10 protein-coding genes and 2 pseudogenes are annotated in these 15,371 nt (G+C 73.0%); 11 read left to right on the top strand and 1 reads right to left on the bottom strand.

Going from position 1 to position 15,371, the window contains the following annotated elements; all coding sequences use genetic code 11:
- Positions 1 to 119 precede the first annotated feature (119 nt).
- From BI06_RS39705 to BI06_RS39670, 10 genes and pseudogenes are all read left to right on the top strand, one after another.
- Positions 120 to 1,112 carry a LacI family DNA-binding transcriptional regulator gene (locus tag BI06_RS39705; RefSeq protein ID WP_051742852.1) on the top strand — a complete coding sequence of 331 codons (993 nt, stop codon included), beginning with the start codon at positions 120 to 122 and terminating at the stop codon, positions 1,110 to 1,112.
- Positions 1,113 to 1,443: 331 nt separating this feature from the next.
- Complete coding sequence (locus BI06_RS39700; protein WP_051742837.1) at positions 1,444 to 3,141, top strand: ribulokinase; 1,698 nt, start codon at positions 1,444 to 1,446, stop codon at positions 3,139 to 3,141.
- Positions 3,138 to 3,806 carry an L-ribulose-5-phosphate 4-epimerase gene (locus BI06_RS39695; RefSeq protein ID WP_043476679.1) on the top strand — a complete coding sequence of 223 codons (669 nt, stop codon included), beginning with the start codon at positions 3,138 to 3,140 and terminating at the stop codon, positions 3,804 to 3,806. Before BI06_RS39700 ends, BI06_RS39695 begins: the two co-directional genes overlap by 4 nt.
- 11 nt (positions 3,807 to 3,817) lie before the next feature.
- Positions 3,818 to 5,326, top strand: coding sequence for an L-arabinose isomerase (araA, locus tag BI06_RS39690; RefSeq protein ID WP_043476677.1), 1,509 nt, complete (start codon positions 3,818 to 3,820; stop codon positions 5,324 to 5,326).
- Between the two features lie 83 nt (positions 5,327 to 5,409).
- A complete protein-coding gene (locus tag BI06_RS39685; protein WP_233290487.1) occupies positions 5,410 to 6,498 on the top strand; it encodes an aldose epimerase family protein in 1,089 nt (362 codons plus the stop codon).
- A 191-nt stretch (positions 6,499 to 6,689) separates the two neighbouring features.
- Positions 6,690 to 6,974, top strand: a pseudogene (locus BI06_RS47365) (TIM-barrel domain-containing protein); the annotation flags it as partial.
- A gap of 67 nt (positions 6,975 to 7,041) precedes the next feature.
- Positions 7,042 to 9,510, top strand: coding sequence for a glycoside hydrolase family 9 protein (locus BI06_RS39680; RefSeq protein WP_043476672.1), 2,469 nt, complete (start codon positions 7,042 to 7,044; stop codon positions 9,508 to 9,510).
- A 34-nt stretch (positions 9,511 to 9,544) separates the two neighbouring features.
- Positions 9,545 to 9,709: pseudogene (locus BI06_RS47360) on the top strand (helix-turn-helix domain-containing protein); the annotation flags it as partial.
- 264 nt (positions 9,710 to 9,973) lie between these two features.
- Positions 9,974 to 10,954, top strand: coding sequence for a glycoside hydrolase family 11 protein (locus BI06_RS39675; protein WP_043476670.1), 981 nt, complete (start codon positions 9,974 to 9,976; stop codon positions 10,952 to 10,954).
- A 692-nt stretch (positions 10,955 to 11,646) separates the two neighbouring features.
- Positions 11,647 to 12,648, top strand: a complete 1,002-nt coding sequence (locus BI06_RS39670) for a LacI family DNA-binding transcriptional regulator (RefSeq protein ID WP_233290486.1) — start codon at positions 11,647 to 11,649, stop codon at positions 12,646 to 12,648.
- A 289-nt stretch (positions 12,649 to 12,937) separates the two neighbouring features.
- Here BI06_RS39670 and BI06_RS39665 read toward each other — a convergent pair whose 3' ends face one another.
- Positions 12,938 to 13,909 (bottom strand): glycoside hydrolase family 6 protein, encoded by a 972-nt coding sequence (locus tag BI06_RS39665; protein WP_043476667.1) that lies wholly within the window; start codon positions 13,907 to 13,909, stop codon positions 12,938 to 12,940.
- Between the two features lie 296 nt (positions 13,910 to 14,205).
- Here BI06_RS39665 and BI06_RS39660 point away from each other — a divergent pair, with 296 nt between their 5' ends.
- Positions 14,206 to 15,231: a LacI family DNA-binding transcriptional regulator gene (locus tag BI06_RS39660; RefSeq protein ID WP_030394429.1), complete on the top strand. Its 1,026-nt coding sequence runs from the start codon at positions 14,206 to 14,208 to the stop codon at positions 15,229 to 15,231.
- The last annotated feature ends 140 nt before the right edge of the window (positions 15,232 to 15,371 follow it).

The following is a 15,371-nucleotide window of genomic DNA, read 5'->3' as shown; positions in this document are numbered from 1 at the left end:
CATCGTTCGGCCGAGGGCGGGGGAGCGGTCCGGACCTGGTCGCGTACTGTGGTCGGCAGCCGAGGAGGGGACAGCCCGTGGGGATCGAGAGTGCCGGGACGGAACAGCGCCAGCCCGTGATGGCGGACGTGGCGAAGCTGGCGGGCGTGTCCCACCAGACGGTGTCCCGGGTGCTCAACGGAGCCCCGCACGTGCGGCCGGACACCCGGGACCGGGTACTGGCCGCCATCCGCGAACTGGACTACCGGCCCAACTCCGCCGCCCGGGCCCTGGTCACCCGACGCTCGCAGACCCTCGGCGTGGTCAGCTTCGACTCGACGCTGTACGGGCCCGCCTCGATGCTGGACGGGATCGAGCAGGCCGCCCGCAGCGCCGGGTACTTCGTGAGCGTGACCAGCCTGCGGTCCCTGGACGGCCGCTCGGTCCAGGAGGCCGTCGACCGGCTGCGCGACCAGGGCGTGGAGGGCGTCGTGGTGATCGCCCCGCAGACCTCCGCCGTCAGCGCCGTGGCCCGGCTCTCCAGCTCGGTGCCGGTCGTCGCGGTCGGATCGGGCAACCAGACCCAGGTGCCCATGGTGTCGGTGGGCAACCGCTTCGGGGCCGGAGACGCCACTCGGCACCTGCTCGACCTGGGCCACCGCACCGTGCACCACGTGGCCGGCCCGGCCAACTGGCTGGAGAGCAAGGATCGCGAGGAGGGCTGGCGCCGCACGCTGGAAGCCGCCGGAGCCCCGGTGCCGGAGGTGGAGCGGGGCGACTGGAGCGCCCGCTCGGGTTACCACGCCGGGCTGCGGATCGCCGAACTGCCGGACGTCACCGCCGTCTTCTGCGCCAACGACCACATGGCCCTCGGCCTGCTGCGCGCCCTGAACGAGGGCGGACGGTCGGTGCCGGAGGAGATCAGCGTGGTCGGGTTCGACGACATCCCGGAGGCCGCCTACTTCATCCCGCCGCTGACCACCGTCCGGCAGGACTTCGGCGAACTCGGCAAGCGGGCGCTGGAGCTGCTGCTGGGGGAGCTGGAGGGTGATGCGCGACCTTCCCCGAGGCATGTGCGGATCCAGCCCGAGCTGGTGCTGCGCCGCAGCGTGGCCCCGGTCGTCCGCCGGTGAACCGCCGACGGCCCGCCGTGCGCTGACCGCTCGGGGCGGGCCGACGCTCGACCGGGCAACGTCCCTTGACACCTCGAATGTTAACGCTCACAATTTCCGTGAGCGTTAACACGAACGAAACGCCCATTCACTCCGCCGGTCAGGCGCCGCCCGTTCCCGCGCGGGGGCGCCCGGCCGGTGGCCCCTCGTTCCGCCCTCCTGAGGGGGAGACCGCGGAACGGAGCCTGTCGCCGGTGTGCTGCCCCCCTGCCCCGGCCGCGGAACCACCGGCGACAGGCGACACCACAGGTTTGTCGCCCCAATGCCGCGCCCCCGTGAGAAGGATGACGACGTGACCGTGATTCCCGCTGCCCCCGACCCGGAGAGATACGTCGTCGGGATCGACTTCGGCACCCTCTCCGGCCGCGCCGTGGTGGTCCGCGTGCGGGACGGCGAGGAGGTCGGCACCGCCGTCCACCCCTACCCGCACGCCGTCATCGAGCGCGAACTGCCCGGCACCGGACGGCCGCTGCCGCCCGACTGGGCGCTGCAGCACCCCGAGGACTGGCGCGAAGTCCTGCGCACCGCCGTCCCGGCCGCGCTCGCCGCATCCGGCGTCGACCCCGCTCACGTCGTCGGGATCGCCACCGACTTCACCGCCTGCACCGTCCTGCCGACGCTCGCCGACGGCACCCCGCTGGCCGAGACGGCCGCCTGGGCGGCCCGCCCGCACGCCTGGCCCAAGCTCTGGAAGCACCACGCGGCGCAGGGCCAGGCCGACCGGATCAACGCCCTGGCCCACGCCCGGGGCGAGAAGTGGATCTCCCGATACGGCGGGAGGATCTCCGCCGAGTGGCAGTACGCCAAGGCCCTGCAGGTCCTGGAGGAGGACCCGGCCGTGTACGCGGCGTGCGAGCGCTGGATCGAGGCCGCCGACTGGATCGTCTGGCAGCTGACCGGCGCCGAGAGCCGCAACACCTGCACCGCCGGCTACAAGGGCATCCACCAGGACGGCAGCTACCCGAGCGAGGACTACCTGGCCGGGCTCCACCCGGACTTCGCCGACTTCGCCCGCACCCGCCTGGCGCACCCGCTCGCCCCGCTCGGCTCCCGGGTCGGCCCGCTCACCGCGCGAGCGGCGCGGTGGACCGGTCTGCCCGAGGGCATCGCGGTCGCCGCAGGCAACGTCGACGCACACGTCGCCGCACCCGCCGCGCAGGCGGTGGAGAACGGCCAACTCCTCGCCATCATGGGCACCTCCACCTGTCACGTCGTCAACGGTGCCACGCTCGCCGACGTCCCCGGCATCTGCGGTGTGGTCGAGGACGGCATCGTCACCGGCTCCTACGGCTACGAGGCCGGCCAGAGCGCCGTCGGCGACATCTTCGCCTGGTGGCTGCGTCAGGGCGTCCCCGCCGACTACCTGGCCGAGGGCGAGGCGAACGGAGAGGACCTGCACCAGGTGCTCACCCGGAAGATCGCCGACCAGCCGGTCGGCGCGCACGGCCTGGTGGCGCTCGACTGGATGAACGGCAACCGCTCCACCCTGGTCGACCACCACCTCTCGGGGGCGATCGTCGGCCTCACCCTGGCCACCCGTCCGGAGGAGATCTACCGCGCCCTGCTGGAGGCCACCGCCTTCGGGACCCGCGTCATCGTCGAGGCCCTGGAACAGGGCGGTGTCCCCGTCACCGAGTTCGTCGTCACCGGCGGCCTCAAGAAGAACGGCCTGCTGATGCGGATCTACGCCGACGTGCTGCGCCGCCCGGTCTCGCTCGCCGAGTCCGAGCAGGGCCCGGCGCTCGGCTCGGCGATCCACGCCGCCGTCGCCGCCGGGTCCTACCCGGACGTACGGACCGCGGCCGCCGCCATGGGCAGGGTGCGCCGGGGCGCGTACCAGCCGGACCCGGCCGCGGCCGACGCGTACGACCGGCTCTTCGCCGAGTACCGCGCCCTGCACGACCACTTCGGCCTCGGCGCCGACAAGCTCCTGCACCGCCTGCGCGACATCCGGAACACCGCCCTCACCACCCCGAGCGAGGCCAAATGAACGCGACCGTCGACGCCGTCCGCCGCCAGGTCAGCGACCTCCACCAGGAGCTGGTCCGCTACAACCTCGTGGTCTGGACCGCAGGCAACGTCTCCGCCCGAGTCCCCGGCGAGGACCTGATGGTCATCAAGCCCAGCGGCGTCTCCTACGAGCAGCTGACGCCGCGGAACATGATCGTCTGCGATCTGGACGGCAACGTCGTCGAGGGCGACCACTCGCCCTCCTCGGACACCGCCGCGCACGCCCACGTCTACCGGCACATGCCGGAAGTCGGCGGGGTGGTGCACACCCACTCCACCTACGCCAGCGCCTGGGCCGCCCGCGGTGAGGCCGTCCCCTGCGTGCTCACCGCGATGGCCGACGAGTTCGGCGCCGAGATTCCCGTCGGCCCGTTCGCGCTGATCGGCGACGACTCCATCGGCCGGGGCATCGTGGACACCCTCAAGGGCCACCGCTCGCCCGCCGTCCTGATGAAGAGCCACGGCGTCTTCACCATCGGCAAGGACGCCAGGGCGGCGGTCAAGGCCGCCGTGATGTGCGAGGACGTGGCCCGCACCGTCCACATCGCCCGCCAGCTCGGCGAGCCCCTGCCGATCCCGCAGTCCGATATCGACAGCCTCAACTTCCGCTACCAGAACGTCTACGGCCAGCCCCAGGCCCGGTGAGGAGCCACCCCATGAAGAAGCCTGCGGAGGGCCGCGAGGTCTGGTTCCTGACTGGCAGTCAGGAACTCTATGGCGAGGACACGCTGCGCCAGGTCGCGGAGCAGTCCCGCGTCGTCGCCGAGCGGCTCGGCGCCGCGTCCGCCGTGCCGGTCGAGGTCGTCTGGAAGCCGGTCCTCACTGACGCGGGCGCGATCCACCGGATCTGCCTCGACGCCAACGCGGACGACGAGTGCATCGGCCTGATCGCCTGGATGCACACCTTCTCCCCGGCCAAGATGTGGATCGCCGGACTGGACGCGCTGCGCAAGCCGCTGCTCCACCTGCACACCCAGGCCAACATCGAACTGCCGTGGCGGACCATCGACATGGACTTCATGAACCTGAACCAGGCCGCCCACGGCGACCGCGAGTTCGGCTACATCCAGTCCCGCCTCGGCGTCCCGCGCAAGACCGTCGCCGGACACGTCGGCGACCCGAGCGTGGCCGACCGGATCGGTGCCTGGGCGCGCGCCGCCGCGGGGCGCGCCGAACTCCGCACGCTCAAGCTCGCCCGCTTCGGCGACAACATGCGCGACGTCGCCGTCACCGAGGGCGACAAGGTCGAGGCCCAGCTCCGCTTCGGCGTCTCCGTCAACACCTACGGCGTGAACGACCTGGTCGCAGCCGTCGACGCGGCCGACGACGGCGAGGTCGGCGCCCTGGTCAAGGAGTACCGGGAGCTCTACCGGCTCGCCCCCGAGCTGCGTCCCGGCGGGGATCGGCACGAGTCGCTGCGCTACGCGGCGCGGATCGAACTGGGCCTGCGCGGCTTCCTGGAACAGGGCGGGTTCCGGGCCTTCACCACCAACTTCGAGGACCTCGGCGGGCTGCGCCAGCTCCCCGGCCTCGCCGTGCAGCGGCTGATGGCCGACGGCTACGGCTTCGGCGGCGAGGGCGACTGGAAGACCTCCGTGCTGCTGCGCACGCTCAAGGCGGCCGCCACCGGACTGCCCGGCGGCACCTCCTTCATGGAGGACTACACCTACCACCTGCGGCCGGGACAGGAGTTGATCCTCGGCGCCCACATGCTGGAGGTCTGCCCGAGCATCGCCGCCGGCACGCCGTCCTGCGAGATCCACCCGCTGTCCATCGGCGGCCGGGAGGACCCGGTCCGCCTGGTCTTCGACGCCGAGCCGGGAGCGGCCGTGGTGGTCGGCCTCGCGGACATGGGCGACCGGTTCCGGCTGGTCGCCAACGCGGTGGACGTGGTCGCCCCGCCGGAGCCGCTGCCCAACCTGCCCGTCGCCCGCGCCGTCTGGAAGCCGCGCCCGGACCTGGCCACCTCCACCGAGGCCTGGCTGACGGCCGGCGCGCCGCACCACACCGTGCTCACCGGCGCGCTGGGCACGGAGGAACTGGAGGACCTCGCCGAGATGCTGGCCGTGGAACTCGCGGTGATCGACGCCGGCACCGACATCCGCCGGTTCACCAAGGAACTGCGCTGGAACCAGGCCTACCACCGCCTGGCCCAGGGGCTGTAGCACCCCCGCCCCGGACCCGGCGACGCCCGCCCGCCCGGCGGGCGTCGCCGGGTCCCACCACCCGCAAGGAACGGAGTGATCCCGTGTCGAGAGACGCACTCGTGTCGCAAGGCGAACCGACCGTCTCCCAGGAGGTCGTCGCCACCCTGCCGGACGGGCGGCCCGTCACCCGCTGGACCATCGGCTCGCCCGACGGCCCGACGGCGGAGGTGCTGGACCTGGGCGCCCGCCTCCAGGCGCTGCACGTGCCCGACCGGCACGGGCGACTGGCCAATGTCGTCCTCGGCTGCGACGACGTCGAGGATCTGCTGGGCGAGGCCGCCTACCTGGGTGCCTCGGTCGGCCGTTACGCCAACCGGATCGCCGACGGCCTGCTGTCGCTCGACGGCACGGAGCACCCGCTCACGACCCGGCCGAACGGCCACACCCTGCACGGCGGCGCGGACGGCTTCGCCACCCGGCTCTGGGCCGGCGTGCCCGTCCGGCAGGGCCGCCGGACGGGAGTGTGCCTGCGCCTCGACAGCGCCGACGGCGACCAGGGCTTTCCCGGGGCCCTCACCGCGGTGGCGACGTACCTGCTCGACCCGGACGGTGAACTCCGGATCGACTACCTCGCGACCACGGACGCCCCGACGGTCGTCAACCTCACCAACCACGCGTACCTCAACCTGGCCGGCGAGGGCCACGGGACGGTGCTCGACCACCTGCTCCGGGTCGACGCGCAGGGCTATCTGCCGGTCGACGCGCGGCTGATCCCGCTCGGCCCGGTCGCCGACGTCACCGGCACACCCTTCGACCTGCGCGAAGCGGTGGTGATCGGTGAGCGCGTCGCCGCCGAGGACCCGCAGGTACGCCTGGCCGGCGGGGGCTTCGACCACAACTGGGTCCTGGACGGTGTCGGCTTCCGGCGGGTCGCCGAGCTGAGCCACCCGGCCAGCGGCCGGCGGGTCGAGTGCCGGACGACGGAGCCGGGCCTCCAGGTGTACACGGGAAACCACTTCGACGGCTCGCTGACCGGCCGCTCCGGCCGCCGCTACGGGCGGCACGCGGGCATCGCGCTGGAGACCCAGCACTTCCCGGACTCCCCGAACCGCCCCGACTACCCCTCCACCGTCCTGCGCCCGGGGGAGGAGTACCGCTCGACGACGGTCTACCGCTTCTCGGCGGAGTAGCGGACGTGCCGTCGAGCGGTGCGCGGTGCGCGGTGGGTGGGGGGTGGGGGGAGATGGGCGGGGGCGGTGGGCCGGACGGGGCCCGCCGCCCCGGCTCACGTCGTCCCGCGGTTCGCGACGAAGACCCGCGCGTCCCGGGCGCCGAGAGTGACCGCCCCGCCGGCGGCCACCGAGGCGCCGGTGGCCAGTAGTACCCGGTGCACTGGGGCGGCGACTGCGGGCCGCACTTCAACGCCATGGCGGAGTCGCTGCGCGGGGGCCTGTCCCTCGGCCTCTCCGGCTTCGGCTTCCGGAGCCACGACATCGGCGGTTTCGAGGGCACTCCGACCCCCGCGGTGTTCAAGCGCTGGGCCCAGTTCGGCCTCGGTGACGACCTGCTGGTGGCCCCGGTCTTCACCGAGGACGGCACGGTCGAGTACTACGTGCCCGAGGGGGCGTGGACCAACCTTCCATCACGTGCCTTGACGGGAAAGGCCGGAGGCTGGCTTCATGAGTGGGAGCGCTCCCACACTTCTTCCCCCCACCCGCCGAGGAAGGCTCCCCGTGCCCTCTGCCCCTTCCGCCCGCGGCGTGCCGCGCCGAGTCGCCGCCGCCGTCACCGTCGTCCTCCTGGCCGCCGGCGGTCCGACCGCGACCGCCCTCACCACCCCGGTCGCGGCCGCCGCCACCCCCGTCGCCGACACGCCCGTCCGGGTCAACCAGGTCGGCTACCTGCCCGACGGCCCCAAGCGGGCCACCGTGGTCAGCTCCGCCACCGCGCCGCTCGCCTGGCAACTGCGCGACGCCTCGGGCGCCGTGGCCGCCTCGGGCAGCACCACCGTCCACGGCGCCGACCAGGCCTCGGGCCAGTCCACCCACCTGGTCGACTTCAGCGCCTACACCGGACGCGGCACCGACTACACCCTGGTCGTCGACGGCCGGGCCAGCCACCCCTTCGACATCTCCGCCTCGCTGTACGACGGGCTGCGCGCCGACAGCATGTCCTTCTTCTACCAGCAGCGCAGCGGCATCGCGATCGACGCGGCGCTGGCCGGCGGCAGTGCCTACGCCCGGCCCGCCGGACACCTGGGCGTGGCGCCGAACAAGGGCGACACCAGCGTGCCCTGCCAGACCGGGGTCTGCGACTACCGGGTGGACGCACGCGGCGGCTGGTACGACGCGGGCGACCAGGGCAAGTACGTGGTCAACGGCGGCATCGCCACCTGGGAACTCGTCAACTCCTTCGAACGGGCCCGCCGTTCCGGCGGCGACGCCGCCCTCGGCGACTCCACCTTGAAGGTGCCCGAGCGCGGCAACGGCGTGCCGGACGTGCTGGACGAGGCCCGCTGGGAGCTGGACTTCCTGCTGCGGATGCAGGTCCCCGCAGGCAGGCCGATGGCCGGCACGGCCTTCCACAAGCTGCACGACGACAAGTGGACCGCCCTGCCGACCAGGCCCGAACTCGACGACGCACAGCGTGAGGTGCACAAGCCTTCCACGGCCGCCACGCTCAACCTGGCGGCCGTGGCCGCCCAGGCCGCCCGGGTGTACGCGCCGTACGACGCCGCCTTCGCCGCCCGGAGCCTGGAGGTCGCCCGCCGCGCCTGGGCAGCCGCCAAGGCGAATCCGAGCCTGCTCGCCCCGGCCACCGACAACACCGGCGGCGGCGCGTACGAGGATGCCGACGTCTCCGACGAGTTCTACTGGGCGGCGGCCGAACTCCTCGCCACCACCGGTGAGTCCCAGTACCGTGAGGCCGTCACGTCGTCGCCGCACCACACCAGGCCGGTGGACGGATTCTGGTGGGGCGGCACCGCGACCCTCGGCCGGATCACCCTGGCCACCGTCCCCGGCGTCGCCCTGCCCGCCGAGGACGTCTCCCGGCTGCGCGGCGGGCTGATCGCGGCCGCCGACGGCCACCTGGCCACCATGGCCGCCCAGGGCTACGCCGTACCGCTCGCCGCCACCGCCTATGTCTGGGGCTCCAACAGCTCGGTGGCCAACAACGCGATGCTGCTCGGTGTCGCCCACGAGCTCACCGGACAACAGCGCTACCGTGCCGGAGCGTTGGAATCCCTCGACTACCTGCTCGGTCGCAACGCACTCGATCTCTCCTACGTCACCGGCTACGGCGAGCGCCACTCCGAGAACCAGCACCACCGGTTCTGGGCGCACCAGAACGACGCCTCCGCCCCGCACCCGCCGGCCGGCTCCTTCGCGGGCGGCCCGAACGCGGGGCTCGAGGACCCGGTCGCCAAGGAGAAGCTCACCGGCTGCGCCCCCGCGGCCTGCTATGTGGACGACATCGGCTCCTACTCCACCAACGAGGTGGCGATCAACTGGAACGCGTCACTGGCCTGGCTGGCGGCCTTCGCGGCCGAGCGGCGCAGCACCCCGGCGGTGCCGGCGGTCCAGGTGGCCCCGTCGGCGGTGACGGTCCCCGAGGGCGGCTCGACGTCGGTCGGCGTGCGGCTCTCGGCCGCTCCGGCGCAGAACGTCACCGTCACGGTGGCCCGCAGTGCCGGAGACCAGGACCTCTCGGCGGCGGCCACGCTGGTGTTCACCCCGGCCGACTGGGCTACGGCGCAGCAGGTCCCGGTCTCCGCCGCGCAGGACGCCGACGCGCTCGCGGGCAGCGCGACCTTCACGGTCGGGGGCCCGGGGGTGCAGGGTGCGACATTCACGGCGACGGAGGCGGACGACGACGTGCCGTCCGGGGCGCCCTGCTCGGTCGTGTACCGGATCGACAGCGCCTGGAGCAATGGCTTCACGGCGACGGTGACCCTCAAGAACACGGGCACGACGGCGATCTCGGGCTGGAACCTCGGTTGGACCTTCCCGGGTGACCAGCGGGTCGGCAGCGCCTGGAACGCCACCGTGAGCCAGTCCGGCGGCGCGGTGACGGCCCGGGACGCCGGGTGGAACGGCACCCTGGCCCCCGGTGGCAGTGCGAGCCTCGGCTTCCAGGCCACCTACTCCGGCACCAACCCGGCTCCTGCGCTCTTCACCGTGAACGGAGCCGCCTGCGCCTGAGTACGCCTCGGCCGACGGGCTTCCCGTGCCGGTCCGGCGGATGGAGCGGGCGCGTCATTTCCTCCAGGCCACCACGCTCTCCATCCCCGCCGTCGCGGCCTCGGTCGGGATCCCCGACCTCCAGGCGTTCAACAAGGCGTGCCGACGGGAGCTCGGGGCGTCGCCCCGCGGGGTCCGGGCCGCCGGGCCCGTTCCGTAGGGCCCGTTCCGTTGGGCCGAAAGTTTCCGGCGTGGTTCTTCGTCATTGCGGCAGATCTCACCGACTGCGGCCGGAGAAGGCCCGGCCCGGCCGGCCGCCTGGCCTGGAGCACCGCTGACCTGGGAATCGGTGCGGACGAGACCGTCAACAGCGTGTCGAATCTTTCGGTGAACATGTCGAATGTATTGACAGGGGATGACCGGCGGGCACACTGTACGACAGCTCGCTCGTTCCAACTGATCTGCCACCAAGAGGAGTTGGCGCATGAACCCACTCGCACGGACCAGTGACCCGCGGCCCGGCGGCTTCCGACGCGTCGTCAGGAGCACGTGCACCGTCATGGTGGCACTCGTGGCCGCCCTGCTGCTGCCGACGACCGCCAGGGCGGACACCGTGGTCACGTCCAACCGGACCGGCACCGACAACGGCTACTACTACTCGTTCTGGACCGACAGCCCCGGATCGGTCTCGATGAACCTGAGCTCCGGGGGCCGCTACAGCACCCGGTGGAGCAACACCGGCAACTTCGTGGCCGGCAAGGGCTGGGCCACCGGGGGGCGGCGCGCGGTGAACTACTCGGGCAGCTTCAATCCCTCGGGAAACGCCTACCTGACGCTCTACGGATGGTCCACCAACCCCCTGGTCGAGTACTACATCGTCGACAACTGGGGGACCTACCGGCCCACCGGGGCGTTCAAGGGCACCGTCAGCAGCGACGGCGGCACGTACGACATCTACGAGACCACCCGGTACAACGCTCCCTCCATCGAGGGGATCAGGACCTTCAAGCAGTTCTGGAGCGTGCGGCAGACGAAGCGGACCGGGGGCACCATCACCACCGGGAACCACTTCGACGCCTGGGCCCGGGCCGGCATGCGGCTCGGCACCATGAACTACATGATCCTGGCGACCGAGGGTTACCAGAGCAGTGGCAGCTCCGACATCACCGTCGATGCCGCCGGAACCGGCACCGGCGGCGGCAGCTGTACGGCGACGCTGTCGGCCGGTCAGTCGTGGGGCGACCGCTACAACCTCGACGTCGCGGTAAGCGGCGCGAGCAACTGGGCCGTGACGATGAACGTGCCGGCCCCGGCGAAGGTCCTGTCGACCTGGAACATCACTGCCGCCTTCCCGAGTTCGCAGGTCCTGGTGGCCGAGCCCAACGGCAGCGGCAATACCTTCGGGGTGACGATCCAGCCCAACGGCAACTGGACCTGGCCCACCGCCTCCTGCACCACCGCCTGACCCGACCCCTGCGACGGCCTCCGCCGCCCTCGGCCCGGCGGCGCCGATGGGCCGCGCCGTCGCACGGCCGACCTGACGGTCCGTACGGCGCCGACCGGTCGCGCGGTCCTGATCCTGCACGACCACTTGACGGCCGATCGGCCCCCGTCGTCTCCTCCCTGGACATGCCGGTTGATCACGTGAATTGTTAGCGCTAACGGTTCGCCCGACCCAGGCTTCCCCCCCAGGACCGGACCTCACATCCGCCTCGGCACGACGCAGCGCCGTGCCGAGGCGGTGTCCACGGAGAGCCGGTCCGCGCCTCCATCGACCAGGCCCTCACCGTGAACCCCTGCAAGCTCCAGTACGTCTGCCAGGGGGTCGACCCCGCCACCCCCAGGCAGCCGCCCTGCATCGAACTGCCTTACCGGATAGGCTTCCTGACCCGGACCGACAGCACCTTCCGACCCGCATCCGGCCCCGGACCGACCGTGCCATCGGCCACCGCAGCGGCCGGTGGCACGGTCGGTCCGCCACCCGCCGGGCGGTCACCGTGACGGCCGGTCCGCACCGTCCGGGAAATCCAGGTGGCCGTCCGCGCCCGCCGGCAGCTGCGGCGGGGTTCGCCCCCCGCAGCCGAGCGGTTAGCATCCGTCCCGTACGGCCGGATCACAGCAGCGGAGCTCGCCCGGCGGGGCGTGCGGGAGGACCTGGTGACAAGAGTGGCGACCCTCGCCGAGATCGCGCAGGAGGCGGGCGTCTCGGCGCCGACTGTTTCGAAGGTCCTGAACGGTCGGGCCGACGTCGCCCCGGCCACCCGTGAGCGGGTGGAGAGGCTGCTCCGGCAGCACGGCTACCGTCGGCGGGGCGGTGAGAGCCGGATCAGCCCGCTGCTCGACCTGGTCTTCCACGAGTTGGACAGCTCCTGGGCGACGGAGGTGATCCGCGGCGTCGAGAACGTGGCGCGCGACGAAGGTCTGAGCATCGTGCTCTCCGAGTCCGCCGGGGGCCCGACACCGGGCCAGTCCTGGGTGGACGGCGTGCTCGCCCGGCGGCCGACCGGTGTCCTGCTGGTGCTGTCCGGCCTGGAGCGCGCGCAGCAGGAGCAGTTGGCAGGGCGCGGCATCCCGTTCGTGGTGCTGGACCCGGCGGGCGACCCGGGGCAGCAGGTGCCCGCCGTCGGTACCACCAACTGGGACGGCGGCCTGGCCGCCACCCGGCACCTGCTCGACCTCGGACACCGCAGGATCGGCCTCATCGGCGGGCCGGCCCGGATGATGTGCAGCCGGGCCCGGGCCGACGGGTACCGGGCGGCACTGGACATGGCGGGGATCGCCTACGACCCTGAGCTGGTCCGCGAGGGAGACTTCCACCACGAGTCGGGCCGCCGGATCGGGCTCGAACTGCTGGGGGGACCGGACCGGCCGACGGCGGTGTTCGCGGGGAACGACCTGCAGGCCCTCGGGGTCTACGAGGCCGCCCGTGAGCTGGGGCTCCGTGTTCCCGAGGACCTCAGCGTGGTCGGCTTCGACGACCTGCCGCTGGCCCGCTGGGTCGGTCCGCCGCTGACCACCGTCCGCCAGCCGCTGACCGAGATGGCCGAGGTCGCGGCCCGCCTGGTCATCGACCTCGGGCGGGGCGTCAGGCCCGCCGCCCTGCGGGTGGACCTGGCCACCACCCTGGTCGAGCGCAGCAGTACCGCTCCGCCGCGGTAGCCGGCCGGGCCGGTCGGAGGCCGGAGCGGGGCCGGCCCCGAATGACCGCCGGAGGGGCGGGAGGGGCCGTTACCGGTCGTGGCACTGTGGCACGGTGGCACCGACGAGGCCGGCCGGCGTCGATCGCGCCGACGTGCGGCCGCATGCCCGTGGCCGTGCCCGTACGTCGCCGCGCCCCGGCCGCGGGACGGACCGGTGCGGGGACCTGCGCACGGGCCTCCTCGTCGCGGGCCTCGCGTGGAGGCGCTGCCGGACCGCGTCGGGGCGGTCCCGGCAGCGCCCCGGAGCTTCAGTAGCCGTAGATCATCTTGTAGCCGGCCTCCGGCAGGAACTGCCCGGCCGAGGAGCCTTTGCCGACGCCGCAGTTGCCGTCGGACTCGCCGGGGATCTTGATCCAGAGCAGCATCTCGGCGCCGCCGCCGCGCCGGGTGGGCGTGCCGATCCGGCGGCCGGCCGGATTGCACCACTCGCCGTTGGAGCCGTTGCCGTCGCGGCTGGTGTCGACCACGAAGGGCTTGGTGTACCCGATGGAGCTCAGGGCGGAGTTGACGGCGTTGCCGTAGGAGGTGTTCTGCTCGGTGGTGAAGTAGTTGGAGACGTTCAGCGAGAAGCCGTGGGCCCCACTGACACCGGCGGCGGCCAGCTGCTGCGCCATGGCCGAGGCGCCGATCCAGCCGGGGTTCCCGGCGTCGAGGTAGACCCAGGTGTTGGGAGCCTTGGCCTTGAACTGGGCGATGGCGTTCCTCAGCATGGCGTTGCGCTCGGCGACCTGGGCGGAGGTCATGCAGCTCTCGTGGCCGAGTGCGTCGGGTTCCAGGACGACGAGGGCCGGTCGGCTGCCGATGCCGCTCGCGAAGGCCGCGATCCAGCTGTCGTACGCGGCCCGGCTGCCCGCGCCGCCGCCGGAGTGACCGGCGCAGATGTCCCGGTCGGGAATGTTGTAGGCGACCAGGAGCGGCAGCTTGTCGACGGAGTCGGCACGGCCGGCATAGGCGCCGGCGGCCGCGCCGATGTCTCCGCTCCAGTTGCCGAACCAGCGGGCGGCCGGGGTGTTGCCGATGGAGGACCGGATCGCGGCGGCCCGGCCGTCGCCCGGGTTGGCGTTGGCCCAGCCGAGTGCCGAGTTCTCGGGGTCGGTGTAGAAGCCGCTGGTCATGCCGGTCGGGTCGGCGGCGTGGGCCGGGCCGGCGTTGACGAGGGCGAGGCCGGTGCTGAGGGCACCGGCCAGCAGGGCGGCTGCCGTGCGAACGAGGTTGCGCATGGTTCTTCCTCCGGGGGTGGGGGCGGAGAAGGGGAAGGGCGTGGATGTGGAAGCGGGGGAGCTGTGGAAGCGCTTCCAGTTCTGACCGCGAAAACGGAACGCACCGAGGGGAAGATTGGGCTCCGGCGGAGGACATGTCAATGGGTTGAACAAGAAATCGACCTGGGCGGCCGTCGGGCGTCAGAGCTTGGAAGCGCTACCGGATCGCCTGCCTCCGGCAGGCCGGGAGCGCGGCCGGGGGCGTGGAATCATGGCGCTGTCCGCCGCCCGCGCGAGCCCGAGGAGCAGTCCCTTCCATGGTGTCGTCCCCCAAGCGCATGCCGACCCTCGACGAGGTTGCCGAACGCGCGGGCGTGTCGCGTTCGGCGGCGTCCCGGGCGATCAACAACGCCCCGAACGTCAGCCGCGCCAAGCGCGAGGCGGTCCAGCGGGCGGTCCGGGAGCTGGGGTTCGTCCCGAACCCGACCGCCCAGGCGCTCGCGACCCGGCGGGTCGGTGCGGTGGTGCTCGCGGTCTCCAGCGACGAGCCGGGCCTGTTCGCCGACCCGTTCTTCGCCGAGGTCGTCGTCGGCGTCAGCGGCGCACTGGAGTCGACGGACCTCGAACTGATCCTGCTGCTGGCCAACACCCCACGCGGCCGGGAGCGGTTCGAACGGATGCTGCGCTCCCGGCGGGCCGACGGTGTGATGCTGATGGCGCTGCGCGGCGACGACCCGCTGGCCCGGCTGGGCGCACAGGCCGACCTGCCGGTGGTGTTCGGCGGCCTGCCGCTGGTCGGCACGCCGCGGTGGTACGTGGACGCCGACAACCGCGGCGGCGGCCGGCTGGCCGCCGAGCACTTCGTGCGGACCGGCCGCCGGCGGCCCGTCGCGATCACCGGTCAGCCGGACGCCCGGGCCGCCGTCGCACGCGAGCAGGGCTTCGCCGAGGGACTGGCGCTGTCCGGGGTCCCGCTGCTAGGGGTCGAGCCCGGTCATTTCACCGAGGACGGCGGCGCGGAGGCGATGGAGCGGCTGCTCCGCGAGCACCGCGACCCGGACGCGGTGTTCGCCGCCTCCGACGCGATGGCCATCGGTGCCCTGCGGACCCTGCGGCAGCACGGGCTGCGGGTGCCGGAGGACGTCGCCGTGATCGGGTTCAACGATCTGGAGAGCGCCCGGCACTCCAGCCCGCCGCTGACCACGATCCACCAGCCGGTGCGAGCGCTGGGGCAGGAGATGGCCCGGATGCTGGTCGGAGCCGTGGAGGGGCGGGACCCGAGTCCGCTGATCCTGCCGACCCGGCTCGTCGTGCGGGGGTCCGCCCCCGACGGCTCGTCCTGACGGTCGACGACGGGCGGCGGCGGCCGACGCCGGGCGGTGAGCGGCGGGGCCGCGCCGGCGCGGGCGGAACCGGCCGCCGTGGCGCTTGCCGAGGCCGCCGCGGAGCCGACCGTCACGTCGCTGCAGCCGGCGCGGGGGCC

It is taken from the genome of Kitasatospora sp. MBT66, assembly GCF_000710405.2.
GTDB classification, from domain to species: Bacteria; Actinomycetota; Actinomycetes; order Streptomycetales; family Streptomycetaceae; genus Kitasatospora; species Kitasatospora purpeofusca.
This window is presented reverse-complemented; position numbering and strand designations above follow the sequence as displayed.

What these genes read in the sequence shown, in the direction of transcription:
- BI06_RS39705 (WP_051742852.1), top strand. Translation starts at nt 120, where the DNA reads ATGGCGGACGTGGCGAAGCTGGCGGGCGTGTCCCACCAGACGGTGTCC.
- BI06_RS39695 (WP_043476679.1), top strand. Translation starts at nt 3,138, where the DNA reads ATGAACGCGACCGTCGACGCCGTCCGCCGCCAGGTCAGCGACCTCCAC.
- araA (WP_043476677.1), top strand. Translation starts at nt 3,818, where the DNA reads ATGAAGAAGCCTGCGGAGGGCCGCGAGGTCTGGTTCCTGACTGGCAGT.
- BI06_RS39675 (WP_043476670.1), top strand. Translation starts at nt 9,974, where the DNA reads ATGAACCCACTCGCACGGACCAGTGACCCGCGGCCCGGCGGCTTCCGA.
- BI06_RS39665 (WP_043476667.1), bottom strand. Translation starts at nt 13,909, where the DNA reads ATGCGCAACCTCGTTCGCACGGCAGCCGCCCTGCTGGCCGGTGCCCTC.
- BI06_RS39660 (WP_030394429.1), top strand. Translation starts at nt 14,206, where the DNA reads ATGGTGTCGTCCCCCAAGCGCATGCCGACCCTCGACGAGGTTGCCGAA.